23 protein-coding genes are annotated in these 26,927 nt (G+C 41.8%); 20 read left to right on the top strand and 3 right to left on the bottom strand.

The genetic code is table 11. The features are described from left to right. Positions 1-127: 127 nt before the first annotated feature. Positions 128-1,048, bottom strand: a complete 921-nt coding sequence (locus tag IGI50_RS19710; RefSeq protein WP_438777579.1) for an IS3 family transposase — start codon at positions 1,046-1,048, stop codon at positions 128-130. Further along, a complete protein-coding gene (locus tag IGI50_RS19705; protein ID WP_010745472.1) occupies positions 1,027-1,710 on the bottom strand; it encodes a helix-turn-helix domain-containing protein in 684 nt (227 codons plus the stop codon). The genes IGI50_RS19710 and IGI50_RS19705 overlap by 22 nt, the downstream gene beginning before the upstream one ends. 324 nt (positions 1,711-2,034) lie before the next feature. Between IGI50_RS19705 and IGI50_RS19700 the strand changes: the two genes are divergently transcribed. The 5 genes from IGI50_RS19700 (at position 2,035) to IGI50_RS19680 (ending at position 7,134) form a co-directional block, all read left to right on the top strand. Beyond that, a complete protein-coding gene (locus IGI50_RS19700) occupies positions 2,035-2,589 on the top strand; it encodes a sensor histidine kinase (RefSeq protein WP_060789656.1) in 555 nt (184 codons plus the stop codon). Positions 2,590-2,847: 258 nt separating this feature from the next. Further along, on the top strand, positions 2,848-3,906 hold the full coding sequence (locus tag IGI50_RS19695; protein WP_438778235.1) for a DUF389 domain-containing protein: 1,059 nt from the start codon (positions 2,848-2,850) through the stop codon (positions 3,904-3,906). A gap of 166 nt (positions 3,907-4,072) precedes the next feature. Next, positions 4,073-5,221 (top strand): cation:proton antiporter, encoded by a 1,149-nt coding sequence (locus tag IGI50_RS19690; RefSeq protein WP_060789591.1) that lies wholly within the window; start codon positions 4,073-4,075, stop codon positions 5,219-5,221. A 246-nt stretch (positions 5,222-5,467) separates the two neighbouring features. Further along, positions 5,468-6,199: a dihydrofolate reductase family protein gene (locus IGI50_RS19685; protein ID WP_438778234.1), complete on the top strand. Its 732-nt coding sequence runs from the start codon at positions 5,468-5,470 to the stop codon at positions 6,197-6,199. A gap of 77 nt (positions 6,200-6,276) precedes the next feature. Further along, complete coding sequence (locus tag IGI50_RS19680; RefSeq protein WP_438778233.1) at positions 6,277-7,134, top strand: aldo/keto reductase; 858 nt, start codon at positions 6,277-6,279, stop codon at positions 7,132-7,134. A gap of 52 nt (positions 7,135-7,186) precedes the next feature. On the opposite strand, the gene IGI50_RS19675 is transcribed toward IGI50_RS19680, so the two are convergent. Next, entirely contained in the window at positions 7,187-7,546 is a 360-nt protein-coding gene (locus IGI50_RS19675; protein WP_438778232.1) for a DUF488 domain-containing protein, read from the bottom strand. Positions 7,547-7,963: 417 nt separating this feature from the next. Between IGI50_RS19675 and IGI50_RS19670 the strand changes: the two genes are divergently transcribed. The 15 genes from IGI50_RS19670 to uca all read left to right on the top strand — a co-directional run bounded on the left by IGI50_RS19670 (position 7,964) and on the right by uca (position 26,924). Continuing rightward, the gene (locus IGI50_RS19670) at positions 7,964-10,711 is read left to right on the top strand and encodes a MucBP domain-containing protein (RefSeq protein ID WP_438778231.1); all 2,748 of its coding nucleotides are present in this window, start codon (positions 7,964-7,966) and stop codon (positions 10,709-10,711) included. A gap of 210 nt (positions 10,712-10,921) precedes the next feature. Then, positions 10,922-11,269, top strand: a complete 348-nt coding sequence (locus IGI50_RS19665) for a potassium channel family protein (protein ID WP_438778230.1) — start codon at positions 10,922-10,924, stop codon at positions 11,267-11,269. Positions 11,270-11,424: 155 nt separating this feature from the next. Beyond that, a complete protein-coding gene (locus IGI50_RS19660; protein ID WP_438778229.1) occupies positions 11,425-12,276 on the top strand; it encodes an AraC family transcriptional regulator in 852 nt (283 codons plus the stop codon). Positions 12,277-12,453: 177 nt separating this feature from the next. Continuing rightward, on the top strand, positions 12,454-13,887 hold the full coding sequence (locus tag IGI50_RS19655; RefSeq protein WP_438778228.1) for a family 1 glycosylhydrolase: 1,434 nt from the start codon (positions 12,454-12,456) through the stop codon (positions 13,885-13,887). Positions 13,888-13,902: 15 nt separating this feature from the next. Continuing rightward, entirely contained in the window at positions 13,903-15,330 is a 1,428-nt protein-coding gene (locus IGI50_RS19650; RefSeq protein WP_438778227.1) for a PTS transporter subunit EIIC, read from the top strand. Between the two features lie 54 nt (positions 15,331-15,384). Next, a complete protein-coding gene (locus IGI50_RS19645; protein WP_438778226.1) occupies positions 15,385-17,523 on the top strand; it encodes a glycoside hydrolase family 65 protein in 2,139 nt (712 codons plus the stop codon). Next, entirely contained in the window at positions 17,523-18,170 is a 648-nt protein-coding gene (gene pgmB / locus IGI50_RS19640) for a beta-phosphoglucomutase (protein ID WP_438778225.1), read from the top strand. The genes IGI50_RS19645 and pgmB overlap by 1 nt, the downstream gene beginning before the upstream one ends. A gap of 307 nt (positions 18,171-18,477) precedes the next feature. Next, positions 18,478-18,804 carry a P-II family nitrogen regulator gene (locus IGI50_RS19635; protein ID WP_028020093.1) on the top strand — a complete coding sequence of 109 codons (327 nt, stop codon included), beginning with the start codon at positions 18,478-18,480 and terminating at the stop codon, positions 18,802-18,804. Positions 18,805-18,816: 12 nt separating this feature from the next. Continuing rightward, positions 18,817-19,170, top strand: coding sequence for a P-II family nitrogen regulator (locus IGI50_RS19630; RefSeq protein ID WP_438778224.1), 354 nt, complete (start codon positions 18,817-18,819; stop codon positions 19,168-19,170). A 21-nt stretch (positions 19,171-19,191) separates the two neighbouring features. Then, positions 19,192-20,253 (top strand): ABC transporter substrate-binding protein, encoded by a 1,062-nt coding sequence (locus IGI50_RS19625; protein ID WP_438778223.1) that lies wholly within the window; start codon positions 19,192-19,194, stop codon positions 20,251-20,253. 29 nt (positions 20,254-20,282) lie between these two features. After that, positions 20,283-21,092 (top strand): ABC transporter permease, encoded by an 810-nt coding sequence (locus IGI50_RS19620; RefSeq protein WP_438778222.1) that lies wholly within the window; start codon positions 20,283-20,285, stop codon positions 21,090-21,092. Between the two features lie 11 nt (positions 21,093-21,103). Continuing rightward, positions 21,104-21,901, top strand: coding sequence for an ABC transporter ATP-binding protein (locus tag IGI50_RS19615; protein ID WP_438778221.1), 798 nt, complete (start codon positions 21,104-21,106; stop codon positions 21,899-21,901). 25 nt (positions 21,902-21,926) lie between these two features. Continuing rightward, the gene (locus IGI50_RS19610; RefSeq protein ID WP_438778220.1) at positions 21,927-22,589 is read left to right on the top strand and encodes an urea amidolyase associated protein UAAP2; all 663 of its coding nucleotides are present in this window, start codon (positions 21,927-21,929) and stop codon (positions 22,587-22,589) included. Next, complete coding sequence (locus tag IGI50_RS19605; RefSeq protein WP_438778219.1) at positions 22,586-23,299, top strand: urea amidolyase associated protein UAAP1; 714 nt, start codon at positions 22,586-22,588, stop codon at positions 23,297-23,299. Before IGI50_RS19610 ends, IGI50_RS19605 begins: the two co-directional genes overlap by 4 nt. A gap of 4 nt (positions 23,300-23,303) precedes the next feature. After that, complete coding sequence (gene uca / locus IGI50_RS19600; protein WP_438778218.1) at positions 23,304-26,924, top strand: urea carboxylase; 3,621 nt, start codon at positions 23,304-23,306, stop codon at positions 26,922-26,924. Positions 26,925-26,927 lie beyond the last annotated feature (3 nt).

The raw sequence follows: 26,927 nt of genomic DNA, 5'->3' as shown, positions 1-26,927 counted from the left end.
ACTACTCTTCGCTTCTTGAAGAGTAGTTTTTAACTTTTTTAAGAAACAACTACCGCGCTGCCGCTTGGTTGGTCATGCGTTTCAAACACAAAACAAAGGGCGTTTTATGTTTGAAACGCACGAATGATTAGGCTGCTTCGTAATACAGATTGTGATACTCCATCGGTGTCAACACATGCAATTTCCGTTGATAGCGCCCATTGTTGTAATAGTCCATATAATTCGCAATCATCGTGACTAGCTCTGTACGACTCGTAAATTTCTTGCCGTAATATTTTTCTCGTTTGATCATTCCCCAAAACCCTTCCATCGGACCATTATCGATACATTTTCCAACACGAGACATGCTTTGCGTCATTTGAGCTTCAATGATTCTGTTATAAAAATTCTGATGCGTATATTGGAATCCACGATCGCTATGAAAGAGCGGGTGAGCATCAGGTTCTGTTTCGATTGCTTGATCGAAGGTATCAAAGGCAATATTCAGGTCATTGGTATCACTAATGACGTAAGAAACAATCCGACGATCATAGAGGTCTAAAATCGCGCTTAAATAAACCTTGTGGATTTCTGGTCCCTCATAATATTTGAATTCCGTTACATCCGTTAGCCATTTTTGATTCGGCGCTTCGGCAGTAAACTTACGATCTAAAATGTTTTCGGCGGTGTGGTAGGGATGATTCGCTCCTTTTGTAATACTGTTGGCAGAGTGTTTGATGGTCGACTGAATCCCTTCATGTCGGCAGATACGCAACACGCGTTTGTCATTGACATGAATATCGTGTTCTCGAAGCAAGTCATTATTAATCCCGCGATACCCTTTTTCAGGATGTTCATTATGAATGATCCGTATAACTTTCGCCAATTCCATGTTTTCTAGCGTCCGTTCACTATAGGGATGTTCGATCCACCGCAAATAAGCCGAACGAGTGACACTCATGATTTTACACATGGGTAAGATGGCATAGGCTTTTTCTTCGTGAAGTTCTTTGATTGCTTCGTAAGCAACTACTTTTCTGACTTGTCCTAGCGATCCCTTCTTTCTAATTCCTTTACTTTTTTTAACAGGTCGATCTCCATCTGTTGGTATTTTACTTGTTCTTCGAGTTGAGCGATTCTGATTTGCGCGTCTTCCTCTGGGGTGCGACTTTCTTGTTTGGCTTTTCGTTGTCCACGACGATCTTCTAAACCGGCCTTGCCTTTTTTTTCGTAACGCTTTACCCAATTGTAGAGATTGGCATATTTCACTTGGTATTTGACTGCGGTCCCGCTGTAATCATAGTCATTTGCGATACAATACAGGACCATTTCTACACGTTCTTCCAAACTGAATTTTTTTGTTTGTCTCACGTTGCTTCCACCACTTTCTGATTTGAAGTCTCCATGAGTATTATATCTCTTAATCCAGTCTCGAAGTTGAGTTGTACTTCTTAATTCGTATCTTTTAGCTACTCTCAATAGGCTGTCTGAGCCATTCAGATAATCAAGAACGGCTTCAAGTTTTAGTTCCTTTGAATATCCCTTATTCTTTCTTGTGGCAATCAACCCAGCAGGACCTTCGTTTTCATAAATTGCGCACCATCGTTTCAACGTAGTGGAACTAATTCCAGCTTCTTTAGCGGTTCGAGCTGATCCTCGTTCTCCATTCAAATACTGCTTAACAAACTGTACTCGTTTTTCCACAGTAAGTTTCATCTGTCTTTTTCCCATAATAAATACCCCTAACTAGGACTTAATTATTTCTTTGTCCTAGTTAGGGGTAGCATATCATTCCAAGGTATTCTTTTATTAATTCTATTCTTTTTATTACTCACTAGCCACTTATATTTATATGTAAAAAGGTATCACTTTACACTTTTTGTTCTAATCGTTTTAATCATTCTTTTATCCTTTACCTTACTTTCCCTAGTCACTTTAGTTAATAAAAATTATCAAAGAGAATCCTTTTTAAGAGATTTAAGTCTGTCTATCGAGGAGGAGAGGGGGAATTACGAACTTGCGAGGGAGTATCGTCATGATTTCAATTCTGCATTGTTGGGACTAAGTGAGTATCTAGCAAATAATGATATTCAAGGAGCAAAAGAGTATTTATCCGAACTAACAGAGGTTACTTCTGACTATTTAGAGGATTATCATCATTCACAAACAATAGCGATTCATAATGCTGCTTTACGTGGATTGATTTCAAAATTCATCGAAAAATGTAAAAAAAATAATATATACTTTGAGCTTATTGTGAATGATCAAGGAGATCCGATACCTTTTAATCAGATTGATTTATTACGGATTGTATCGATATTAATTAATAATGCTTTTGAAGCGAGTTTAGATGAACCAAATCCTTATATCCATATTGTACTTACAAATGATCAAGATTTTTGGAATTTTAAGATTGAGAATGCAGTAACTTCCAAAGTAGACGTCACGAAGATTTTGAATAAAAATTTTTCTACGAAGGAGGGACACACAGGATTAGGACTATCAAACTTAAATAAAGTATTAAAAAAGTATCCAAATACAAATCTTCAATTCCAGGTTAGATCAGAGACGTTTATTGTATCCATTGAAATTCCAAAAAGAAAAGTATAGTTTTTAAAGAAGTTTAGATACATGAGGGATAAAAGTATTCCTGTTTTATAGGAAAGACTAACTATATAAATTCAAAGTTGAATGAGGAAACACATTTAGGCTGGCTATTGCGAAAACAGGAAATCACCGAAATCTATCAGGAGACAAGGACAATCTCTCGAAAATATATTGTGAAATCAATATCATCGAGTATATTATGTGCCTTTCTAACACCTACACGCTAAAATAATACTAAGAGAAAACGTGTGGAGGGAAATTATGGGAAAACAAGAATATACAGCCGATGAGTTTCGCGAAAAGATCCTTTCTGATATTGAGATAAAGACAAACGATTCGGTGATTTTAATGTGTGCGATATTGATCGCATCGATTGGTCTAAATATGAATTCAATACCGGTGGTTATTGGAGCGATGTTGATTTCTCCAATCATGTCACCTTTGTTAGGTGTAGGCTATGGACTGTCTGTCTTTGATTTTGCGGTTGTTAAGAAAGCCGCGAAACTATTGCTATTAGAGGTAGCGGTCAGTTTGGCTGTGGCTACGATTTATTTTTCGCTTTCGCCGATCACTTATCCCAGTAGCGAAATAATCTCACGCACCTCTCCCACAATATGGGATGTCATCATTGCCTTTGCTGGAGGTCTTGCAGGAATTATTGGTGCTAGAAAAAAGGGGAGTAATAATATTGTACCGGGAGTTGCGATTGCTACAGCGTTAATGCCGCCTGCTTGTACCGTCGGCTACTCACTCGCTACAAAAAATCTCACTTACTTTATGGGCGCGTCTTACTTGTTTATTATCAATTGCGCGTTCATCGTCATCGCGACTTTTATCGGTATACGTTTCATGCGCTTTCCAGTAGTGGCTCGTTTGACCAATAAGGATGCACGTAAGATGAATGGTTACCTAATTTTGATTTCTCTCCTGATTGTGATTCCAAGTATCTTTTCCGCGTCAACATTGGTGCGAGAGAGTATCCGCAAATCAGCGATCAACCAGCTTGTAAATGAGAAATTTTCGGAGTATGTTATCTTAAATCAAACCTATGATAAGGAAAAACGAAAGCTTATCTTGACTGTTTCCGGGGAAAGACTGCCTCGAGCCAGTATTCAAGCACTACAGAAGGAGTTACCAGAATATGGTTTGGACAATGTTACTCTGGAGGTCGATCAAGTTCCCAATCTTTCCGAGCTTGATGGGAATCAGATGTCAAAATACTTGGATCAATATTTTAAAAATCGTATCGAACAGGAAACAGATAAGAATGTAGAATCAAAAAAAGAACAGGAGACTACGGATAGTCAAGGATGGGAATGATCCATGTTAAGTAATTAAAACTTCTCAATTTTGAGAAGTTTTTTCTTTTCAAGATTTTGCTCTATCAAATAGAATACCTATCATTCTATCAGTCGAATTATTTTTCATTCTGTCTTTTTTTCGTTATTCTTAATCAGTATGAATGTTTTGAGAGAGGATGAGGAATGTGGAATTTATTGGTGTATTATGTCTGATTTTAATCAGCACAACGATTGCCAGCCATTTTTCACGTCGGTTTGGTATTCCTGCGGTGATTGGACAATTACTAATCGGAATTCTATTAGGAAATGCAGGATTAAAGGTTGTTCATCCAGATATTTTGGTCGAGGATTTTTCTGAGATCGGCGTGATATTATTGATGTTTCTAGCTGGGATCGAAAGTGATCTTTCACTGCTGCGGAAATACTTTCGGCCAGGGATGTATGTGGCTGTGTTGGGGATTTTATTCCCAGTGGTTTTAGGGACGTTGGGTGGAAATGTTTTTCATATCGCGATGAATCAGTCCTTCTTCTTAGGATTAATCTTAGCGGCAACGTCTGTCAGTATTTCCGTAGAGGTGTTGAAGGAACTGAATGTGATTAATACGAAGGAAGGTTCAACGATTCTCGGCGCTTCTGTCGTTGATGATATTTTAGTCGTTTTGATCGTCAGCTTGAGTATGTCCTTTTTAGGAGCAAAGGGTGGAAATGACGGTCCGTTGGGAATTATGTTGATCGAACAAGTACTATTTTTCGTAGCGATCTTTTTCTTGATTCGCTGGGGGGCCCCGTATTTAATGAGGCTTAGCAAGAAATTGCTAGCCGAATCATCTGTGATTATTGTTTCATTGATCCTATGCTTAAGCATGTCCTATTTAGCGGATTTTATTGGCTTGAGTTCTGTAATTGGTGCTTTCTTTACAGGCGTTGCGATTGGTCAAACCAAGGTTTGGAACGAGGTTCAATACAACGTCGAAGCGATTGGGTACGCAGTGTTTATCCCTGTATTTTTTGTGAGCATTGGTCTAGAAATCTCCTTCAACGGGATTGGAAATCAATTATTGCTGATCGTGACAATCACTGTTTTAGCGATCCTTTCAAAATTATTCGGCGGTTTCATCGGCGGAAAGCTTGCTGGATTTAGCAATCACAGTAGTCTAATGGTTGGTTCAGGGATGATCTCACGAGGCGAGATGGCGCTGATTATTGTCCAATTAGGATTTCAGGCACAATTAGTGACCAAAGAGTATTATTCGGCCTTTATCTTGGTGATCCTGTTTACGACGCTGTCATCACCGTTCTTATTAAAGTATTTTACGAGAAAGATTTATACGTAAATTACGATAATTTTACAGGTGTACTGACGTTTTTCTGTGCCTTCCGCCTAGCTTTTCTGGTTAAAATGTTTGGTGAACGGCGGCTTTGTCCAAGCGAGAGTAGTCCTTGATGTCCATTTGAATGTGTGATTCACCATGCTTTGAAGGCATAGTGATATATAAAGTAGGTATTAGACGAATAATAAAATGAGTTGTACGATGAGTATATCGCTCGTACAACTCATTTTTTATTAGGGAGGAGAACAAATGGCTAGACCCCATATTGTTTGTCACATGCTTACCTCGATCAATGGAAAAATCAGCGGCCCTTACATGCGTTCAAATTACACAGAAATAGGAAGTAACTCCTATGAAAGAACGAATGATCAGTATCATAGCCAAGCTTGGTTATGCGGCAGAGTAACGATGGAAGAAAACTTTACCCATTATCAAACACCGGTTTTAGATGAATTTGCGCCAGTTTATCCTCGTGAAGATTATGTAGCTGTTTCAGATGCGAAGATGTATATTGTTTCAGCGGATCCTTCTGGAAAAGTTGGCTGGCAGACGAACACAGTCAACTATGCTGAAAGGCCAGCAGTCCATGTTATTGAGGTATTAACGGAGAAGGTGAGCGATGCCTATCTTGCCTTTCTGAGAAAACGAAAGATTTCCTATATTTTTGCCGGAGAGAAACAAATCAATTGTACACTCGCTTCAGAAAAATTAGCTGTGTTGTTCAATATCAAAACACTGATGGTATCTGGTGGCGGTGCGATCAATTGGGCTTTTTTAAAGGAACAAATCGTTGATGAAGTAAGTATCGTGGTAGCCCCTGTCACAGATGGCCTGCCAACCACCAACACAATTTTTGAAAATAAGAGTATGACTGATCCGTCCTCAATGATAGGCTTCAATTTGAAGAAAGTTGAGATCATCGAAAAGGACACCATATGGTTGCGATACAAAACAATCAATCAAGAGGAAGCTACTACTTGACTTAAAGCTTACTTTAAAGAGTATGCTTGAAAGAAGCTAGAGTGTAAGTTTTTAAACATCGAAAGGAGAACAAAACAATGATTTTACAAGAGAGCTATCCATTAAATAATGGGGTAAAAATCCCTAAGGTCGGTTTTGGGACATGGATGATCGAAGATAAGGCAGCCGTTCAAGCAGTTAAGGATGCCTTAATGATTGGCTATCGCCACATTGATACTGCGCAGGCTTATGAAAATGAACGTGGTGTAGGAGAAGCCATCCGTACTTCTGGCATCGAACGATCAGAAATTTTCCTGACTAGCAAAGTCGCCGCTGAACATAAAACGTATGAATCAGCTTCAAAATCTATCGACGAATCCTTGGAAAAACTAGGGTTGGATACGATTGATTTGATGATCATTCATGCACCACAGCCATGGGCTGAGTTCAGAGAAGCGAATTATGACGAGGGAAATGTTGAAGCGTGGCGTGCATTAGAAGATACCTACAAGGCAGGCAAGGTTCGAGCAATCGGATTATCGAATTTCAATCAGCATGATGTTGAAAATATTTTGCAGCATGCAACTATCAAACCCGCAGTGAATCAAATTTTGGCGCACATTTCCAATACGCCCTTTGAATTGATCGATTATTGTAAAGAAAATGATATCTTGATTGAGGCATATTCTCCAGTCGGACATGGGGAACTATTGAAAAATCCAGAGCTGAAGGAAATGGCGGAAAAATATCAGGTGAGTGTACCCCAGCTGGCGATTCGCTATTGCTTAGAATTAGGCTTGCTGCCATTGCCAAAATCAGCAAATAAGGCTCATATACAAAGTAATGGCGAGGTAGACTTTGAATTGTCTAAAGAAGATATGGAGCTTTTGAAAGCCATTCAACCGATTGAAAACTACGGAGAGTCAAGTAATTTTCCAGTCTACAATAAAAAATAGAAGTGATTTTTAAACAACTAAAAGTCCTAAAAGCAACAGAGAATTGTTGGTTTTAGGACTTTTTTTTTGTTAGCAGGTCATATAGGACTTGTGCGTTGTTTTGTGTCTCATTTTTCGCACCATAAACCAGCGTGACGGTTTCGTGGTCTTTCAACACCTGCTTTAATTTCTCTAACGCTTCTTTTGATGAACCGGTTTGTAATTCTTTACGATATCTGACTGTAAATTCAGCATATTTATCCGCCTCATGATTAAACCATTTCCGCAGCTCTGGACTCGGGGCGATTTCCTTTAACCACAAATCAATTTTCTCCGTTTCTTTAGATTTTCCTCGCGGCCACAAGCGATCCACTAAGACGCGATAGCCATCTGAGAAACTTGCTGGGAGGTAAGCTCGTTTTATTTGCAGCATTTGTTACACTTCCTTTGTTCTTAGTTTAGCAGGATAGGAAAGAAAGTAATAGGAAAGGGACTTTCTCTATTACTTTGAGCGTTTAATTAAAACCTATTTTTATATGAAATACGAATTTTTTGGGACGAGAAAATCCTCAATGCCGCGTTTAGTGCCATAAAACTAATTAGAATGAAGATATGAGAAGCTTTATATTGTTCGTGTGGATTGTCTAACTAATGAAATGAAAGAATGTGATAAGAAAGGTTGGTACATCAATAAACAACCACGCAGCCTTGGTTGAATGGAGGAGAGAGAACAGTAACTAATCAATTGATCGTTGAATTTTAAAGGATACAGTAGAAAATGCAGGAAACGTGGATGAGTCAGAACGTTGTTTGCTTTTCGTTTACTAAATAAAAAGCAAGGAGTGAGCTTATGGAAAAGCTTCAGAAGGGAATCACCATTTTATTAGTTCTTTTATTAGGACTTTCCAGTGTCCCAATCAACGTGATTGGAGAAGCGCAGTATGATAGTGAAACATCGAATACGAGCATAACTACGAAACAAGATGATAAAACCACACAAACTCAAATGAGTACGATGCCTATCAGCTCGACTACAAGTCAGCCTCCGAAAACAGTAGCAACAGCGGAAACAAGTAAGTCAATTACAGAAACAAGCAGATCAGCCACTGAGGAGTCGAAACCAGCTTCAGTTGCGACAAATACAGAACCAGAGCAAAAAAATAATTTTACTATTTTAAACAAGGAGAAAGAAGAGACACCCAATATTTCGATTGACTACGAGAACGAAAAACTGACTGGATTTGACCCAACAGCGAGTTACGAAATGACCCGTGGAATCAAAAATCTGTCCATTAATAATGTCTCAGAGTATAAAATTACCGATGAAATGATGGGAATGACATCCCATGGATACGAATGGGAAATTGTTCGATTGGCCAGTGACATAACAAAGCAAGATAGTGACTCGCAGACAGTAAACATCCCAATGCGCAGAGTAATTGCGGCAAATGTAATCACAATCAAGCATGAAACCTATAAAGGTGCCCACGATGGTCAATTACAAATGAGTTCATCTAGCGTAGTTGTCCAATACCGAGAAGAAGGTGAAGAAAAATGGGATATTTCTACTGGCACGATAAGTAACTTAGACCCAGGAACCTATGAAGTAAGATATCCAGCCACAGATAAAGATTTCGCAAGTAGCGTAAGACATTGTGTGATCAAGGCAGGTTTAGAAAAAGAAGCTACGCCGGAAATTAAGATTGACTACAAGAACGAAAAACTGACTGGATTTGACCCAACGGCGAGCTATAAAATGACCAATGGAAATAAGGAATTACAAGTCACTAAAGCATCCGATTATGAGATCACAGAAGAGATGATGGGTGCGAATTATGGAGGGAAAAACTGGGAAATTGTTCGATTGGCCAGTGACACAACAAAGCAAGATAGTGACTCGCAGACAGTAAACATCCCAATGCGCAGAGTAATTGCGGCAAATGTAATCACAATCAAGCATGAAACCTATAAAGGTGCCCACGATGGTCAATTACAAATGAGTTCATCTAGCGTAGTTGTCCAATACCGAGAAGAAGGTGAAGAAAAATGGGATATTTCTACTGGCACGATAAGTAACTTGGACCCAGGAACCTATGAAGTAAGATATCCAGCCACAGATAAAGATTTCGCAAGTAGCGTAAGACATTGTGTGATCAAGGCAGGTTTAGAAAAAGAAGCTACACCGGAAATTAAGATTGACTACAAGAACGAAAAACTGACTGGATTTGACCCAACGGCGAGCTATAAAATGACCAATGGAAATAAGGAATTAGAAGTCACTAAAGCATCCGATTATGAGATCACAGAAGAGATGATGGGTGCGAATTATGGAGGGAAAAACTGGGAAATTGTTCGATTGGCCAGTGACACAACAAAACAAGATAGTGATCCCCTAACATTGAACATTCCACAGCGTGATAACATGCCAGCAAATTATATAACTATTAAACATGAAACCTATGCGGGTGCGAACGATGGACAACTTACAATGAATTACAATACGATGGCAGTTGAATATCGAGAAAAAGGGACAGAAGAATGGATACCGGTAGTGGGAAGTGCAACAGAAAATCTTTCGCCAGGTACTTACGAAGCTAGATACCCTGTTTCAAATACAGCTTTCGCTAGTAAAGTACGAGAATACGAGATCAAGGCAGGTCCAGAAAAGGAAGATAGGTTATCTGTAAATCCTGAAAAGTTAAATTTGGAGGCGGCACTTGGCTTCACACCTGCATCACTTAAAAGTAAGGTGACTATCACAAACACTAGTGAAGAAACCGTCACTAATTTATCAGTTGCAAGCACAGAAAAAGCTCCTTTTCAATTAGGGGAAATTGACGCTCCTGAATTAGCTGTTGGAGCGAGTGTGAACTTTACAATTGAACCAGAAGTAGGATTGACCGTGGGAACCTACGAAACAACGCTGGAAATTACCAGTAACAATGCAACGACTATCGCAATTCCGGTGACATTCAAGGTGTTTGCCCAAGGGACGGTAACCGTACGATATGTTGATGATAAAGGGCTTGAAATTGCTGAGCCGGATACCCTTTCTGATAAAGTCGGTGAATCCTACAGTACAAAACCTAAAGCGATTGACGGCTATACGTTCAAGGAAGTTAAAGGAGCTTCATCAGGTGTATTCAGTGATGTAGAACAAACCGTTATTTATGTATATATAAAAAATGAGCCCATTAAAGAGCAAAACGGTGCTGTGACGGTGCACTATGTGGATGAATCAGGTCGAAAACTTAGTGACTCTGAGACGATTTCTGGAAAAGTGGGCGATCCTTATATTACAAAAGTAAAGGAAATTAAAGGGTACACATTTAGTAAAGTGCAAGGAAATCCTAAGGGTCAGTTCACGATAAACGCCCAAGCAGTTACCTATGTATACAAAAAAGAAGTTGTTTCGAAAGTAACGAGTCTAAATAATCAAAAAACTACTGGTGGCCCTCAACGGGGCAGCAGCGCTAGTGGACAAACGTCCTTAATCAAAGCTGGGGAGGTCGTCAACTATACATTTATAATTTTAGGCCTAGTGATATTGATTGTCGCCATGTTGGTTTATCGGAAAAATAGAAAGAGCAACGTTTAAAAACTGATTTTTGGTGTTGCTGTAGTCAGCAAATAAAGAATAGACTACGTGATTCGAAGTATTTGCGTAGTCTTATTTTTATTTTGTAGAAAGAAGAAGGTGATCGGCTAATTGTTACTCGTTCTAATTATGAAATATCTGCTAAAATAAACAGTATAAGCAGCTAGATCAGTAATTCAGAAATACAAACTGGCTTGAAAGGCGGTTCTCATGGTTGCATTCGCATTATTATTTCGAAGCTTGTGGCATATTTTAAAAATTTTATTTCGGCAGGAAGAACAAAAGGCCATCATGTTGGCGGTGCTATTTATCCTGACGATTGGAACCATTTTTTATCATAATGTGGAAGGGATGACATATTTGGATGCATTGTACTTTTCGGTTATGACATTAGCTACTGTTGGGTACGGGGACTTATCTCCCCAAACGGCTTTAGGGAAAGTTTTTACGATTATTTATGTTTTAATCGGGGTGGGAATTATTACTGCCGTGATCGCAAATTTCAATCGTGCACTCGCCGAGTATCATAAAAGGAAGAAACATAAAGAAGCGAAGTAGTAACTACAGTCTATAGTGAAACGTGGGAAATTTTTTGAATTTCCTCGGATACTAATTAACTGATTTATAACTAGTTTTAGAATCAGCAGGCATATCAAAAAAGGTCGTTTACATTCCCATTATTTTCAGTCAAAATGAGGTGAGAGGTGAACAGGATGGCCATCTATTTAGAAATGCCAGATTTAGATACAGCGTTTCCCTTTCGGATGCTAATGAATGATGGTGATATTCTAACAACGCCCCATTGGCATCGCGAAGTTGAGCTGATCTACGTGACGAAAGGGACCATAGCATTGGGAATCGATGATGTGCCCTATAAATTAAGCGAAGGAGAGATCGCTTTTATTAGCGGTGGGCTGATTCACTATGTGTTGGCTTCGCCAGGCAGTGAGCGGCTTGTCTATCAATTTGATTTACCGTATTTTTCGGCAGGAAAGCAGCAGGCTGATCTTCAAAAAGTACTTGCGGAATTACAACCGGTAAGTCCTCAATGGGAGTCAGAGACAGAAGCTTCTGTTCGTCATTTACTTGAAGGGATGAATCAGGAAATAAAGCAGCAGTCTCTAGGCTATCACGTTGCTTTAAAAGCCCAGCTTTTTCAGCTTCTCACTCTATTGATTCGTGATATTCCGAAAAGGACCAGGTCATCCGAAAAAATGAACAAGCTGGCAACGAAAGATGTGCTAGAAAAGCTGGATGATATTTTTAGTTATGTCGAGGCTAATTATCAAGAGGTTCTGACATTGCAGGATATCGCAGCAGTTTCTGGCTATAGCTCGTTTTACTTCACCAAATTTTTCAAGAAAAACACGGGCAAAACGTTTTTGAGCTTTTTAAACGATTATCGTATTGATAAGGCTAAGTGGCTGCTGATAAATAGTGATTTGCCGGTGTCAGAGATTATTACTCAGACAGGGTTTGAAAGTGACAAAACCTTTTACCGTCTGTTTAAACGATCTATGGAGATGGCGCCGCTGGAATACCGAAATGCCATGAAAATTGACTAAGTTCTAGGAAGATGACAATGTCTTTGTCATCTTCTTTTTTTCGTAAACGGCATTTTATCAAGACAATTTTTGAGAATAATAGAACAAAAATGGGGGAATGAAAAAAAGAATTCCCCGCTATAATAAAAGTATCAACACGAATGAAAGCGAATACGAACCAAAAGGGAGAAGAAATAGATGAAGCAGGAAAAGCAATTCTTTTGGGGCGGAGCAACCTCCGCCGCACAAAGTGAAGGGAATTACCTGGCTGATGGGCGGCAGCCATCAAATTTTGATTTTTTGCCATTAGATGATCGACGTCTTAAGGCAGTATATAAGAATCAGTCAGCGTCTATCTTAGAATCACGAGGTGACGAAATTTATCCAGGACGAAATGGCAATGACTTTTATCATCATTATCAGGAGGACCTCGCTTTATTGAAGGAGTTGGGAGCGAATAGTTTTCGTTTCTCAATTTCTTGGTCACGGATTTTTCCAACCGGTGAGGAGGAGGCGCCCAATGAAGCGGGATTGCAGTTTTACGAAAATATTTTGACGGAACTGGAAAGGCTGCAGATGGAGCCGATCGTGACACTATCGCATTTTGAGATTCCGTTTCATTTAGTGAAAAAATATAATGGCTGGGAAAACCGTAAAGTGGTTGAGCTATTTCTTCACTATGCTGAAACAGTGATGCAGCGCTTTAAAGGACGGATCAACTATTGGATTCCATTTAATGAAATGAATATGGTCTTGCACATACCGTTTATCGGTGGCGGCATCCTGTTTGAAGAAGGAAAAGACAATCTGTCCATCCAATATCAAGCAGGACATCATCAATTGTTGGCGAATGCTTTGACGATTGAAGCCGGCAAGCGAATAGATCCGGACAATCAATTCGGAGCAATGTTGGCCGCGGGGAAAACCTATGCCTACACTTGTGATCCTAAAGATGTTTTTGCGGCGCTTCAGCAGGAAAAGGAAAATCTGCTGTTCTCAGATGTTCAAGTTTTTGGTGAATATCCAAGGTTCTTCTCGCATTTCATAAAAGATAAACAGCTGAACCTAACTATTTATCCAGCGGATCGAGAGGCCCTTCAGAAAAATACCGTTGATTTTGTTTCCTTCAGCTATTATTCCAGTGCTTGTACCGCAGCAGAAGAAAACGGGATTGATCGTGTCGCTACAAATGGGTATACCACGCTGCGAAATCCGTATTTACCAAAAGCCAAGAGCGTTTGGCAAGATGATCCGTTGGGATTGAGAATCACGTTAAATCAGCTGCAGGATCGCTATCATAAACCTTTATTTATTGTTGAAAATGGGATTGGAACGCAGGATGATTTTGTGGATGGAAAGGTCCACGATGATTACCGTATCCACTATCTAAAAGAACATGTGAAAAATATGAAGCTAGCGATGGAGGAAGATGGTATTGATTTGATGGGGTATCTCATGTGGGGGATCATTGATCTTCCCAGTGTGAGTGAAGGAAAAATCAGTAAACGTTATGGCGTGATCTATGTGGATCAGGATGATGAAAACAATGGTTCGCATCAGCGCTATAAAAAAGACAGTTTTGCGTTTTATCAAAAGGTTATTGCATCAAATGGTGCCGTTGTATTTGAATAGAAAGGAGCAAAATCAATGAGAAAGTATCAACAGTTAGGAAAAGAAATCATTCAAGGTCTAGGAGGAAAAGCCAACGTCAATTCTGCCGTTCATTGTGCGACACGTTTACGGTTTGATTTAAAGGATCCAAAAGCAGCGGATCTGGACAGCTTGAAGGCGATTGACGGGGTGGTTGGTGTGAATCCGACGCCGACACAATTACAGGTGATTATCGGCAGTCATGTGGGAGAGGTTTTTGAAGAAATTATTCGTCAAGGTATAACCAATGGTGATGCGGAGCCAAGTAAACAATCTGATGCAGCAGCCGGTTCGGCCAAGAAGGAAACCAGTCTTTTTAATCAAGTCATCGATACCATCACCGGCTGTATGACACCAATGATTCCAGCTTTAACTGCTGCCGGGATGATCAAAGTGATATTGTCTCTATCGACGACTTTTCATTGGATGTCCAATGAATCCAGCACGTATCGCGTACTAGATTTTATCGGGGACGGCGCCTTTTACTTTATGCCGATTTTATTGGCGGTCTTTGCGGCAAACAAGTTTAAAGTAAATACCTCCATCGCAATTATTGTTGTAGGTGTTTTCCTGCATCCGAATTTTAGCCAGTGGGTAGCATCGGGAGATCCGATTTCTTTTCTGGGGATGCCTATTCAGGGCGTGATCTACGCGGCATCAGTAATTCCAGCGCTGCTGACGATTTGGGCGATGTCTTATATTGAACGCGGCGTTGATAAGATCACTCCGCAATCATTAAAAATTTTATTGAATCCGACCTTAACCTTATTGATTACTGCACCGTTAGCATTAATCGTCATCGGTCCATTGGGGAATTTCGCAGGACAAGGGCTGGCTTGGGTAATCAATTTGTTGCAGGGACAGCTAGGATTTATCATGGTGGCGTTGTTGGCCGCCGCGATGCCATTTATCGTAATGACCGGCATGCACCATGCGTTAACACCGATCTTTGTGGCTTCCTTTGCCGCAACTGGAACAGAATCATTGATTTTAGTGGCGCAAGTCTGTGCGAATTTAGCTCAAGGTGGTGCTACTTTGGCGGTGGCCTTCAAATCAAAACAGAAAAATGTCAAATCAATCGCGGCTGCGGCAGGAGTGTCTGCCATTATGGGGATTACTGAGCCTGCGCTATACGGAATCACGATGAAATACAAAAAGCCGTTAGTGGCAGCGTGTATCAGCGCCGGGATTTCTGGCTGCTTCGCCGGTTTGATGCATGTGACGCTATATGTACCGCAAAACAGTCTGATGGCGATCTTAGGATTCTCAGGTGAAAAAGGTACGAGTAATGTGGTGGCCGGTCTAGCAATGATGCTGATGTCCGTTGTTCTATCCTTCGTACTGACGCTTGTTTTACAAAAAGATGAGAAAATCGAAGCCTCACCGGCGGAAAAACCTGCTGAGGGCTTAGCAGCAAATTCATAAACGTGAGTGTAGGTTGGGAGATGAAGCTTCCATCCTGCTTTTTTGGAGGACAGCATGAAAATTTATTTAAATGATTATGAAACTGAAACATTAGAAAAGGCCGAGAGTCTCTTGTTTAATGGCAATGGCTTCATCGGTCTGCGGGGAAACCTGGAAGAAGAGTATTACGATCATTTTTCAACCAATCGTGAAACTTACATCAACGGATTTTATGAAACGAAGACGATCCATTATCCTGAAAAAATGTATGGCTTCACCCCCACAGGAGAAACGATGATCAGCGTTATTGATGGGCAGACCACCTTGATTACGATCGGAGGCGAGCAATTTTCACTAAATAACGGCACGATCAGCGAAAGCGAACGCTATTTAGATATGGAAAAGGGGATCACGGTTCGCAGTTTGGTTTGGTGTTCGCCTTTGGGGCGTCGAACGAAGCTGACGATTTCGCGGTTAGCATCTTTTCAATACAAAAATCTCTTCTCAATGAAAATTGATTTTCAACGGTTAAACCATGAAGAGGAGATCGAATTAACTATCCATTTGAATTTTTATCCTATCCGTACGATTGATAAAGAGGACCCGCGAATGAGCCATGAGTTGCAAAAAATCACGGTCAAGACAATTGATTTAACCGAAAAACGATGTCGTTTCGGTACAACAGGTTCCCAACTAGAAGCGGAATTGGCCTGGTCGATTGATAATCACACTGTAGCTCAAACGATTGAAGCAGACCGAATCGTCATTCGCACCCAATTGGAGGGGACTAGCTACCAAAAAAATCTAAGCTATGCCTTCCAGCAGCAGGAGCATGAGGGTCTAGATGCTACATTTTCCCAGTTGGTACAAGCACAAACGCGTTTTTTAAACACCTTTTGGAAAAGTGGGAAGGTTCGAATCAAAAGTACTGAACGATTAGAGGAAAGTGTTAACTATAGTACCTTCGCCCTGCTGCAATCTCTAGGGACTAATGGGACGACTAGTATTGCAGCTAAGGGGTTAAGCGGGAGCGGATACGAGGGACATTACTTTTGGGATGCAGAGATGTTTGTCTTTCCAGTCTTTTTACACTTGAATCCAACCCTAGCCAAACAATTACTGACATACCGATACAATAGTTTGGACCAAGCTCGCAAGAATCGTCAGCTTTTTGGATACCAAACAGGCGCTCTTTACCCTTGGCGGACAATTTCTGGAACAGAGTCTTCACCATTTTTTGAAGGTGGTTCGGCGCAGCATCATATCAATGGGGATATTGCCTATGCCTTCATTCAATACTATCGCTACACGGAGGATCTGGACTTCATGGCGGATTACGGCTTTGAGGTTCTGCTGGAAACAGCACGCGTCTTCACTGAAATTGGCTATATGAAAAATGGCCAGTTCCACATTGATAAAGTCACCGGACCGGATGAATACACGGTGCTGGTGAACGATAACTATTACACCAATCAATTAGTGGCGTATCAATTTAAGTGGATTGATCGGTTGGCGCGAATATTGAAGAAGCAACGCCCTGAAAGTTGGCGGGCATTAACAGAAAAACTCCAGCTGAAGGATGAGGAGCTTCAAGCATTCCCGCAATTCGCTGAAAAAATGACACTGCCATTTGACGAAGAAAGGGGAATTATCGCGCAGGATCGCGACTTCCTAAATAAAGGTGCTTGGCCGTATTCAAAGGCCGAAACGAAGTATCCCTTATTGCTGAATTATCATCCCTTAACGATTTATCGTTATCAAATTTCTAAGCAGGCAGATGCGGTATTAGCCTTGATGCTGTTTCAGGATACCTTTGACAATGCAACGATCGAAAAAAGTGTCGCCTATTATGACGAGGTTACGACTCATGATTCTTCCTTGTCCTATTCAACGTTTTCGACTGTTTATAGCCGTTTGGGTCAGGTAGAAAAAGGCTATGACTATTTCTTGAAAAATGCCCGTACTGACCTTGATAATAGTCATAAAAATACTAAGGACGGCATCCATACGGCTTCGATGGGCGGTACGTTTATGACGATCGTCTACGGATTCTGCAATTTGCAGGTGGTGAATGATACATTGACCATGGCTCCAAATTTGCCTGCAGAAATCGAAGAGCTGGAGTTTTATACGTATTTTAAAAATCAAAAATATCGGATCTATGTCAATCATCAGGAACATTCGATAGAAAAGCAAATAGAAGGAGAGGCGTAATGAGGGGCTTTGTTTTTGACTTAGACGGTGTGCTCGCCGATACGGCTAAATACCACTACATGGCATGGAGGCAGCTGGCAGCTGAACTTGGCATTACGATTGACAAACAGTTCAATGAACAATTAAAAGGCATCAACCGTGAGGAATCACTGGAACGAATTTTAATCTATGGCGGCAAAATCGAGATCTTTTCGGATGCTGAAAAAGCTGAGCTGGCGGAAAAAAAGAATCGTCATTATGTCGAGCTGTTAGCAGAGCTGACTCCGGAAGAGGTTCTGCCAGGTGTGCGCTACTTCTTAATGAACGCCCGCCGGCTTGAGATTCCCTGTGCTGTTGCCTCTGCATCTAAAAATGCCCCGCTCATTCTGACCAAATTAGCGATCAATGATTACTTTGTGGGGGTGGTCGATCCGGCAGCTTTGACAAAGGGAAAACCAGATCCAGAGATTTTCATTAAAGCGGCGCAATTAATGGCACTTCAACCAGCCGAAGTCATTGGTTTTGAAGATGCCCAAGCCGGGATTGATGGGATCAAAGGATGCGGCATGTATGCGATTGGAATAGGCGACACGCAGCAATTAAAAGGCGCCGACCGATGGGCTGCTGATCTATCGGAACTATCAGTAGAAGAATTGATTCAATTGTAAAACAGTGGAGGTTGCCAAAATAATTTTGGCGGCCTTCATTTTTTTAATGATTTTTGTGTTTCGATACCTATCCATGTAATGAAAAGTGACGCGAAATGTCTCATTTTTAGAAAAACTTTTAAATCATGTTAGAAAATATAACATATGCTATTGAAAAGTATGCTGCAATTCATTATGATAGTAAAAAAATATCCAGAATGATTTGCCTGCCGGGGTGAATGGTTCATATGGAGAATGCTTAGCACTGGTAGGCCTCTGAGTGCGAGAGGTCTACCAGTTTTTTTAAATTCAGAAGGGAATGACGAGTATGAAAATGATTCGCGCGGTAGTACGACCGGAAAAGGTAAACGAGGTAATGAATGAGTTGGCTGAAAACGGCTTTGTCTCGGCCACTAGATACAGTGTGTTGGGGCGAGGGAAGCAGCGGGGGTTGAAATTAGGAGATGTTTATTATGATGAGATTCCCAAGGAGACTATCGTTTTAGTCGTGGAAGACACGGATGGTGAAAAGGTCATCAATTGTATTCAAAAGATCTGTCGTTCAGGCTCTGAAGGATCGTTTGGTGACGGGAAAATTTTTGTTCTTCCAGTAGAAAAGGCTGTGACCGTCAGCAGCGGTGAAGAAAAATTATAAGGAGATGAAGTCATGAAATTAGTAACAGCGATCATACGCGATACGAAATATTATGAAACAAAAGCCGCTTTATTGAATGAAAATTTTTTCTCCCTTAATACCTACCGAGTGTTGGGACGTGGTCGCGAGCAGCAGCAATATGATGTACAGAATGCTGATGTTAGAAAATCTGTCAAAGAGTATCCGTTTGTCAGCAAGCGAATCATTGAAATCTATCTAGAGGAAAAGGATGTGGAACGTCTAATCCAGATTCTCTTAAAGGTTAACCAGACCGGCAACAAGGGCGATGGAAAAATTTTCGTGACACCTTTGGAAGAGGCAATTCGCATTCGAACCAAGGAAACGGGCATTGACGCTTTAGCGTAAAAAGTAAGGAGTGGAGACTATATGAAGAAAGTGATGAGTGTTTTAACGGCGATGTATTTGCTGTTGCTGCTGTTGAGCGGCTGCGGTGGAAAAGATAGTGGAGCAGCTGAAAATTCTAGTAAGAAGTCCTCTGATCAAGCGATCAAAATCGGTGTCAGCGCGTTTCCGGGATGGTATACCTGGTACGCTGTTCAAGGGTTTGGCGCATTCGAGAAAAATGATGTGGACGTGGAACTGGTTTGGTTTAATACGTACAGTGATTCGCTGCAGGCCTTCAATAGCGGACAGATTGATGCGGTGTGTGCAGCTTTAAGTGATACAATCTCGCCAGCCATTAACGGCGTTGATTTCAAGGTAGTACTAATCAATGACAACTCGGCGGGAGCAGATGGAATCGTGGCACAATCGTCGATCAAGTCGTTAAAGGAGTTAAAAGGAAAAACAGTTGCAACAGAGGTTGGAACGATCGAGCATTTCTTTTTATTAAATGCTTTAGAGACAGCTGGCCTATCTGAAAAAGACATTCAATTAACGAACATGACAGTTGAAAATGCTGGTCCAGCGGTTATTTCTGGGCAGGTAGATGCCGCTAGCTTGTGGGAACCGTCGTTAAGCTACGCAGCTTCTGAAGGTGATACAAATTTACTCTTTGATTCCTCGGAAATTCCTGGTTTAATTCCTGATACATTAATGGTTAGTGGAAAGGTCTTGAAAAATCGTTCTGCTGAGGTACAAAAAATCGTTAAAGCTTATTTTGATGGGATGCAGGTCTATGCGGAAAAACCAGATGAAGCGTTAGGGTATATGGCTAAGCAGGCAGATATTAGTACTGAGGAAATGAAAACAGCGATGGCAGGAGCACGTTTATTCTCAATTGCGGACAACCATGCGGCCTTTCACGAGCAGGCGGAGGACTATTCTTATCTGCCGTATACAGCTAAAGAGACCGCGAAATTTCTTTTGGATCAAAAGATGGTTTCAGAGGAGCTCAAAGACCCAGAAAGTATCTTTGATTCCAGTTATATTGACAAGCTGTATGAGGATGCAGCGGATATGAAGGTTCCAGACACGCAGGCAGAGTAATTTAGCAGGAATTCGCGGGAGGCGATTTGATGGAAATAAGAGCAGTATCGAAAACAGGCACGAAAATTAGACTGCGAAAAATGATTTCGAAAACAAAATACAGCATGATCGCAGCTGGAGCCTTCATTTTAGTTTTAGTCTTATGGCATCTGTTGAGCACTAGTGAGATGGTCAGTCAGATTTTCTTGCCGGCGCCAGCTGCAGTGGTCGAAGCCTTTGTAAAGAGTTTGATGGATGGTTCATTGGCATCTGATACATGGATCAGTTTTTCTCGTATTATGAAGGGCTTCTTGTTAGCGATTGTCCTTGGTGTGCCGCTAGGTGTTTTAGTGGGTTCCTTTTCGAAAATCGAAGCGTTTGTTCTGCCCCTAACAGAATTTTTTAGGTATTTACCGGTCCCAGCCTTTGTTCCATTAATTATGGTTTGGGTGGGTATTGGTGAAAATGCCAAGGTGGCAGTCATTCTTCTCGGGATTCTTTTTCAATTGATTCCGATGGTGGCGGACAACGTAAAAAGTGTTCCTTCCAATTTGATCAATGCCGCCTACACGCTGGGAGGCAAATCCAGCACAGTGATTTTTAAAGTCATCATTCCAGCGATGCTGCCGAAGCTGATGGAAAGCTTACGGATGATAATGGGCTGGGCCTGGACATATTTAGTAGTAGCAGAATTGGTGGCTGCTAACTCTGGCTTAGGCTATAACATCTTAAAGGCACAGCGTTTTTTGGATACCTCTTCTATATTTATGGGGATATTGGTGATTGGTCTTTTAGGGTTGATCACGGATCGTCTGTTTGGCTTGCTGAACAAGGTGTTGTTTCGTTGGGTAGAAGAATAGGGGGGATGAAAATGGCAGTGATAACAGGAGAGCTTGGGCTGGAGGCAAAGGTCGCCAGCAGTAAAATTTCCTTTGAACAGGTGAACAAAATCTACACCTCAAAGAAAAATAAAGTAACGGCATTGCGGGACATTAACTTAGAAATTTTAGACAATGAATTTCTCTGTGTTGTAGGACCTTCCGGATGCGGCAAGTCGACGTTGTTGAGGATTCTCGGCGGGTTAGAGGATATCACTTCAGGCAGTATTGTACTGAATGATCAAGAGTTGGTAGGTCCGGGAGCAGATCGAGGAATGGTCTTTCAGGGCTATTCATTATTTCCCTGGCTGACGGTAGAGGAAAATATCGCTTTTGGTTTAAAAACAAGTAAAAAGCCGAAAGCGCAAATCCAATCAATTGTGGATCGTTATATTGAAGTAATTGGTTTGGAAAAATTCCGGCATAGTTTGCCCAAGGAGCTTTCTGGCGGGATGAAGCAGCGAGTGGCTATTGCGCGGGCGTTGGCGAATAGTCCGGAAATTTTACTGATGGATGAACCCTTTGGCGCGCTAGATCCAGAAACGAAGAGCAATATGCAGCTGCTGATGCGGGAAATCTGGGAAGTGGAGCGTCCGACCATTTTATTCATCACTCATGACATTGAAGAAGCCGCCTTTTTAGGGCAGCGTGTCGTGATTATGAGTGCGGGCCCTGGAGAAATCAAACAATCGGTGCCCATCTATCTGCCATACAAAAGGAAGTTAACGTTGAAGGATGAGCCGACGTTTATTGCAACGAAGAAAAAAATCGATCAGATCATTCATACGTAGATATTTGTGAGTAGGAGGAAAACAAATGGAATTTACGCCAACAGTAAGCAATAAAAAGTCAGAAAATTCAGATTATAAAAAGGAGATTTTAGCCGGTGACGGCTGGATGAAGACCATTCATAAGGGCGATACACTGCGAATCATTGATCAAGCAGGGAATCAGGCCGCCGACACCTTATTTTTTCTAAAAAATGATCCGGCTGATCACTATAGTGCTTGTATGACGATTCAGGAACAAAAAAGTTTGTATCTAACAACGGGAACCATATTAATGAGTGAAGCTGGACAGGAAATGCTTAAGATAACTGCTGATACTTGTGGTCAGCATGACACTATTGGCGGTGCTTGCTCCTGTCAGAGCAATACCGTCCGCTACCAACGAGAAAAAGTCTCGATGCACGCTTGTCGCGATACCTTCATGCTGCAAATGAGTCAGTTTTTCGACCAGTATCGGTTTTCGAAAAGAGATCTAGCTCCAAACATCAATTTTTTTATGAATGTCCCGGTTGATCCAGAAGGTGAGCTAGATTTTAAGGATGGTGTTTCAGGACCAGGATATTATGTGGAGTTGGAGGCGTTAGCTGATGTGATCGTATTGATCAGCAATTGCCCACAATTGAACAATCCCTGTAACGATTACAATCCAACCCCTATTGAAGTGCTGATTTGGAAAGGAGCAGACGCATGAAATTAGTCTATACAAAACGTTTATTGCCGGGAGAAAAGTGGTCTGAGTATTTAGGCGCGAATAAACTTATACGTTTGATAGCCAAAGCAGAGGATTGCAATGTAGTGATGGGTGCTTATCACGCAGAGCATCCCGAAGAAAAATACAATATGCCGGACTCTTTAAAAGCACAGCATACCTTCTTTTTGACACAAGGGAATTTATTGATGAGTGATAATGGGAAGATGCTGTTGAGTATGCTGCATGATACATATGGCTGGCACGACACTGTGTGCGGGCATACTCTTTTGCGAAAAATCAATGAACAATATGGTCCTTCTGATTATCAAACAGATCGCAATCAGCGTCACCGAGGCAGTTATGAGAATTTTTCGATTGAGCTCTTTCGACGCGGTTTGGATAAGCGGGATCTATCTTCAGTGATCAACCTCTTTTCTAAAGTCACAGCTTCAAAGGGGGGAGAGCTGAGTTATCAGCCAGAAAATACCTTCAATAAGGAAGTCGTTTTACGGACTGATGCACCGGTTTTATTGATCTTATCTAATACGCCGCATCCTCTGAACCCAGTCAAGGAGTATCCAAAAGGAGAAATACAGCTAGAGGTTTATGGAGGAACGTCGGCTGATTTACTCGATTCAGTTGTGACGAGCTGCGAGGAAAATACACGAGCGTTTGAAAACAATTTGGCAGAAAATCAACTAAAAGGGTGATGGCATGTTTAAAAAAATATTGATTGCTAATCGTGGAACGATTGCTGTTCGAATTCTTCGAACATTGAAGAAAATGGGCATTACTTCAGTGGTTGTTTATGCTGAAGCAGATGAAAAGAGCCGACATGTCGAGCTGGCAGATGAAAGTTATCTACTGCAAGGAGAAACGGTCGATGAGACTTATTTAAATCAGGAACAATTATTAGCGATTGCGAAAAAAAGCGGGGCACAGGCTGTGATTCCCGGCTATGGTTTTCTTAGTGAAAATGCCGATTTTGTTGAAGCCTGTGCTAATAATGGTTTGATATTTATCGGTCCAGAGGTTCAGCATATAAGAGAGTTCGGCATGAAGCATCTGGCACGAGAATACGCGAACAAAGTGGGGATTCCCATGATTAATGGAACGGAATTGCTAAGTAAAAAGTATCAAGTAAAAAAAGAAGCAGAAAGAATCGGCTATCCTATCATGCTGAAAAGCACGGCTGGCGGAGGCGGAATTGGGATGAAGATCTGCCGCAATGAAGCGGAGATGCTGTCTTCCTTTGATTCAGTGGTGAATCAGGCGGAGGCGAATTTTGGGAACGGCGGAGTGTTTTTAGAGAAATATATTGAAAATGCTCGGCATATTGAGGTTCAGATTTTTGGGAATCAGGCGGGAGAGCTGATAATCATCGGTGAGCGGGACTGTTCATTGCAGCGTCGAAATCAAAAGGTGATCGAGGAATGTCCGGCCTTTGGTCTTACAGACGCTGTTCGTTCGGCGCTGCATCAAGCAGCAGAAACACTAGGGAAGTCTGTCGGCTATCGCAGTGTTGGAACGGTCGAGTTTCTCTATGATGTATCTACTGAAATGTTTTATTTCTTGGAGGTCAATACTCGTCTGCAAGTAGAACACGGGATTACCGAAGAAGTTTTTGGCATTGATTTAGTCGAATGGATGATCCTGGAAGCGGGTGGCGAGTGTCCTGATTTGGAGAAAAGAGTGTTGGTTCCACAAGGAGTCAGCATCGAAGCACGGATTTACGCTGAGGATTTTTATCACGATTTTCGCCCCAGTGTTGGTCACATTGATGCTGTCGAATGGGGCGAGCATGCCCGAATTGAGACCTTCATTTCAGATCATTTAGAGATTAGTCCGTTTTATGATCCAATGCTGGCTAAGGTGATTACGAAAGGGAAGACGCGGCAAGCGGCTTTGGATCGATTGACTTCAAGCTTGAAGGAAACGCAAATTCAAGGCATTGAGACGAATCTTTTCTTCCTCCAGGAAGTATTGCAGAAACCACAGATAACCGCTGGCACAGTGACAACCAAAACGCTGGAGCAGCTGTCAATTGAAATTCCAGCGTTGGAAGTACTTGATGGTGGATTGAATAGTACACTACAGGATTATCCCGGGCGAGTCGGCTATTGGGGTGTTGGGGTACCGCCTTCTGGTTCGATGGATGCTTTATCTGGCCGAATTGCTAATAAAATCTTGAATAATTCGGAAGAGGCGCCGGTCATCGAGTTGACCCTTTCAGGCGGGAAGTGGTTATTTCGCGGCGAAATGGAATTTGCATTGGCTGGCGCCCATCTGACACCAACACTGGATGGTCAGCCAGTTCCTATGTATCAGGTGGTCACAGCAAAAGCTGGACAAGTCTTGAGTTTCGGCGAGTCGAAGACGGGTATGCGCTGCTATTTAGCGGTAAAAAACGGGTTCACTGCCGCAAAAGTACTGGGAAGTGCTTCGTGCTTCACGTTGGGAAATTTTGGCGGGAAAAATGGTCGTTCGCTGCAAACTGGAGATGTATTGCATCCGTTATCTGTCGCAACCAGCAAAACGCCGCTAGTAAAAGAGCCTTTTGAGCTAACGAAAGAAGAGCAAGTCTGGCAGATTCATGTCACACCAGGTCCTCACTGTACGCCTGAATTTCTTGCGCCTGAGTTTTTACAGGAATTTTGCGCAGCCAAATGGGAGGTTCATTTCAACAGCTCACGTACAGGTGTCCGTTTGATTGGCCCTGCCCCAAAATGGACGCGAGAGGATGGTGGGGAGGCAGGGTTGCATCCTTCGAACATCCATGATAACGCCTATGCGATTGGTACTATTGATTTCACTGGCGATATGCCAATTATTCTAGGCCCAGACGGTCCAAGCTTGGGCGGTTTTGTCTGTCCAGCGACTGTTATTTCCAGTGATTTATGGAAAATCGGTCAGTTAAAACCAGGGGATACACTGCAATTTTGTTTAGTCGATATTGAGACGGCTAATCGCTTAAACAAGGAGCAAGAAGAGCTGCTGCTACGTCCTTTAAGTGCCACAATGCTTCAGGCGCTTTATTGTAATGGAAAAACGGATCAAACAGCGGTACTGGTCAAGCAGCCGGAATATCCAATTTTTTATCAAGGAAAAAATCCGGCAGGAATTGATTTGACCATCCGCTTATCTGGTGATCGGTATTTACTGCTGGAGTACGGTGAAATGGCTTTGGATTTTATTTTAAGAGTGCGTATTCATGCACTGTATCGTCAGTTGAAGGAAAGTGCATTGCCGATTGTTAACCTGACACCGGGAATTCGAAGCCTGCAAATTCAAATTGATACTCAAAAAATTGCCCTGAAGACCGTGTTACGAGAAGTCGTCAGAATGGATGAGGAATTGGCGAATCTGGAAAATGCGGTCTTTCCTTCTCGAATTGTCAAGCTGCCGTTATCTTGGGAGGATCCTCAGGCAGTTAAAGCGATGGAACGTTATCAGGACAATGTTCGTAGCGATGCTCCGTGGTGCCCTGATAATATTGAGTTCATCCGCAGAATCAATGGGTTAAAAAGCCGGGCTGCTGTTCAGGAAACAATCCTGTCGGCTAAGTATATGGTATTAGGCTTGGGGGATGTTTACCTAGGTGCGCCAGTCGCTGTGCCGATCAATCCGATGCATCGACTAGTGACCACGAAATACAATCCCGCAAGAACGTGGACCCCTGAGAACGCTGTAGGAATTGGCGGAGCCTATCTGTGCGTCTATGGAATGGAGGGTCCTGGGGGCTATCAGCTGTTTGGTCGAACGATCCAAATGTGGAACCTGCAGAAGGAGACGCATTATTTTTCAAAAGAAAAGCCATGGCTACTAGACTATTTTGATCAACTGAAGTTTTTCCTCGTCTCTCCTGAAGAGCTGCTGCAATACCGTAAAGATTTTCTCAATGGAAACTATGAGCTTGATATCGAGGAAACAGAATTTTCGATCAAAGAATACCAAGCGCAGCTAGCGGAGCACCGTTCAGAAATTACTCAGGTTAAAGAGCGGCAGCAAGCGGCCTTCGAAGCTGAAAGAGAGTCTTGGCGGAAAAAAGGCTTGGCTGAGTATACTCCGGAAACAGGGGATCCAGAGCCGGCAGTTGAAGCGGCAGTCCCTGAAAACAATGAAGTATTGAAATGCGCGATTCCCGGCAGTGTTTGGAAAATTTTGGTCGACAAAGGCGATTTCGTCAGAAGCGGCGAACCGATGATCGTAACAGAAAGTATGAAAACAGAGATTGCTTATCATGCTCCTTGTGACGGAAAAATATCTGAAATTTTAATTAAGCAAGGAGATATTTTACGCTCGGGAGAATCACTGGCGTACATTGAGGGGGTCTGAAGA

The sequence above is a fragment of the Enterococcus sp. DIV0170 genome (assembly GCF_051710765.1).
Taxonomy (GTDB): domain Bacteria; phylum Bacillota; class Bacilli; order Lactobacillales; family Enterococcaceae; genus Enterococcus_A; species Enterococcus_A raffinosus.
This window is presented reverse-complemented; position numbering and strand designations above follow the sequence as displayed.

Bases quoted from the DNA above. Each gene is read 5' to 3' on its own strand.
- IGI50_RS19695 (WP_438778235.1), top strand. From the start codon at position 2,848: ATGGGAAAACAAGAATATACAGCCGATGAGTTTCGCGAAAAGATCCTT.
- IGI50_RS19620 (WP_438778222.1), top strand. From the start codon at position 20,283: ATGGAAATAAGAGCAGTATCGAAAACAGGCACGAAAATTAGACTGCGA.
- IGI50_RS19615 (WP_438778221.1), top strand. From the start codon at position 21,104: ATGGCAGTGATAACAGGAGAGCTTGGGCTGGAGGCAAAGGTCGCCAGC.
- IGI50_RS19675 (WP_438778232.1), bottom strand. From the start codon at position 7,546: ATGCTGCAAATAAAACGAGCTTACCTCCCAGCAAGTTTCTCAGATGGC.
- IGI50_RS19660 (WP_438778229.1), top strand. From the start codon at position 11,425: ATGGCCATCTATTTAGAAATGCCAGATTTAGATACAGCGTTTCCCTTT.
- IGI50_RS19645 (WP_438778226.1), top strand. From the start codon at position 15,385: ATGAAAATTTATTTAAATGATTATGAAACTGAAACATTAGAAAAGGCC.
- IGI50_RS19650 (WP_438778227.1), top strand. From the start codon at position 13,903: ATGAGAAAGTATCAACAGTTAGGAAAAGAAATCATTCAAGGTCTAGGA.
- IGI50_RS19680 (WP_438778233.1), top strand. From the start codon at position 6,277: ATGATTTTACAAGAGAGCTATCCATTAAATAATGGGGTAAAAATCCCT.
- uca (WP_438778218.1), top strand. From the start codon at position 23,304: ATGTTTAAAAAAATATTGATTGCTAATCGTGGAACGATTGCTGTTCGA.
- pgmB (WP_438778225.1), top strand. From the start codon at position 17,523: ATGAGGGGCTTTGTTTTTGACTTAGACGGTGTGCTCGCCGATACGGCT.
- IGI50_RS19610 (WP_438778220.1), top strand. From the start codon at position 21,927: ATGGAATTTACGCCAACAGTAAGCAATAAAAAGTCAGAAAATTCAGAT.
- IGI50_RS19670 (WP_438778231.1), top strand. From the start codon at position 7,964: ATGGAAAAGCTTCAGAAGGGAATCACCATTTTATTAGTTCTTTTATTA.
- IGI50_RS19655 (WP_438778228.1), top strand. From the start codon at position 12,454: ATGAAGCAGGAAAAGCAATTCTTTTGGGGCGGAGCAACCTCCGCCGCA.
- IGI50_RS19705 (WP_010745472.1), bottom strand. From the start codon at position 1,710: ATGGGAAAAAGACAGATGAAACTTACTGTGGAAAAACGAGTACAGTTT.
- IGI50_RS19665 (WP_438778230.1), top strand. From the start codon at position 10,922: ATGGTTGCATTCGCATTATTATTTCGAAGCTTGTGGCATATTTTAAAA.
- IGI50_RS19625 (WP_438778223.1), top strand. From the start codon at position 19,192: ATGAAGAAAGTGATGAGTGTTTTAACGGCGATGTATTTGCTGTTGCTG.
- IGI50_RS19605 (WP_438778219.1), top strand. From the start codon at position 22,586: ATGAAATTAGTCTATACAAAACGTTTATTGCCGGGAGAAAAGTGGTCT.
- IGI50_RS19630 (WP_438778224.1), top strand. From the start codon at position 18,817: ATGAAATTAGTAACAGCGATCATACGCGATACGAAATATTATGAAACA.
- IGI50_RS19635 (WP_028020093.1), top strand. From the start codon at position 18,478: ATGAAAATGATTCGCGCGGTAGTACGACCGGAAAAGGTAAACGAGGTA.
- IGI50_RS19685 (WP_438778234.1), top strand. From the start codon at position 5,468: ATGGCTAGACCCCATATTGTTTGTCACATGCTTACCTCGATCAATGGA.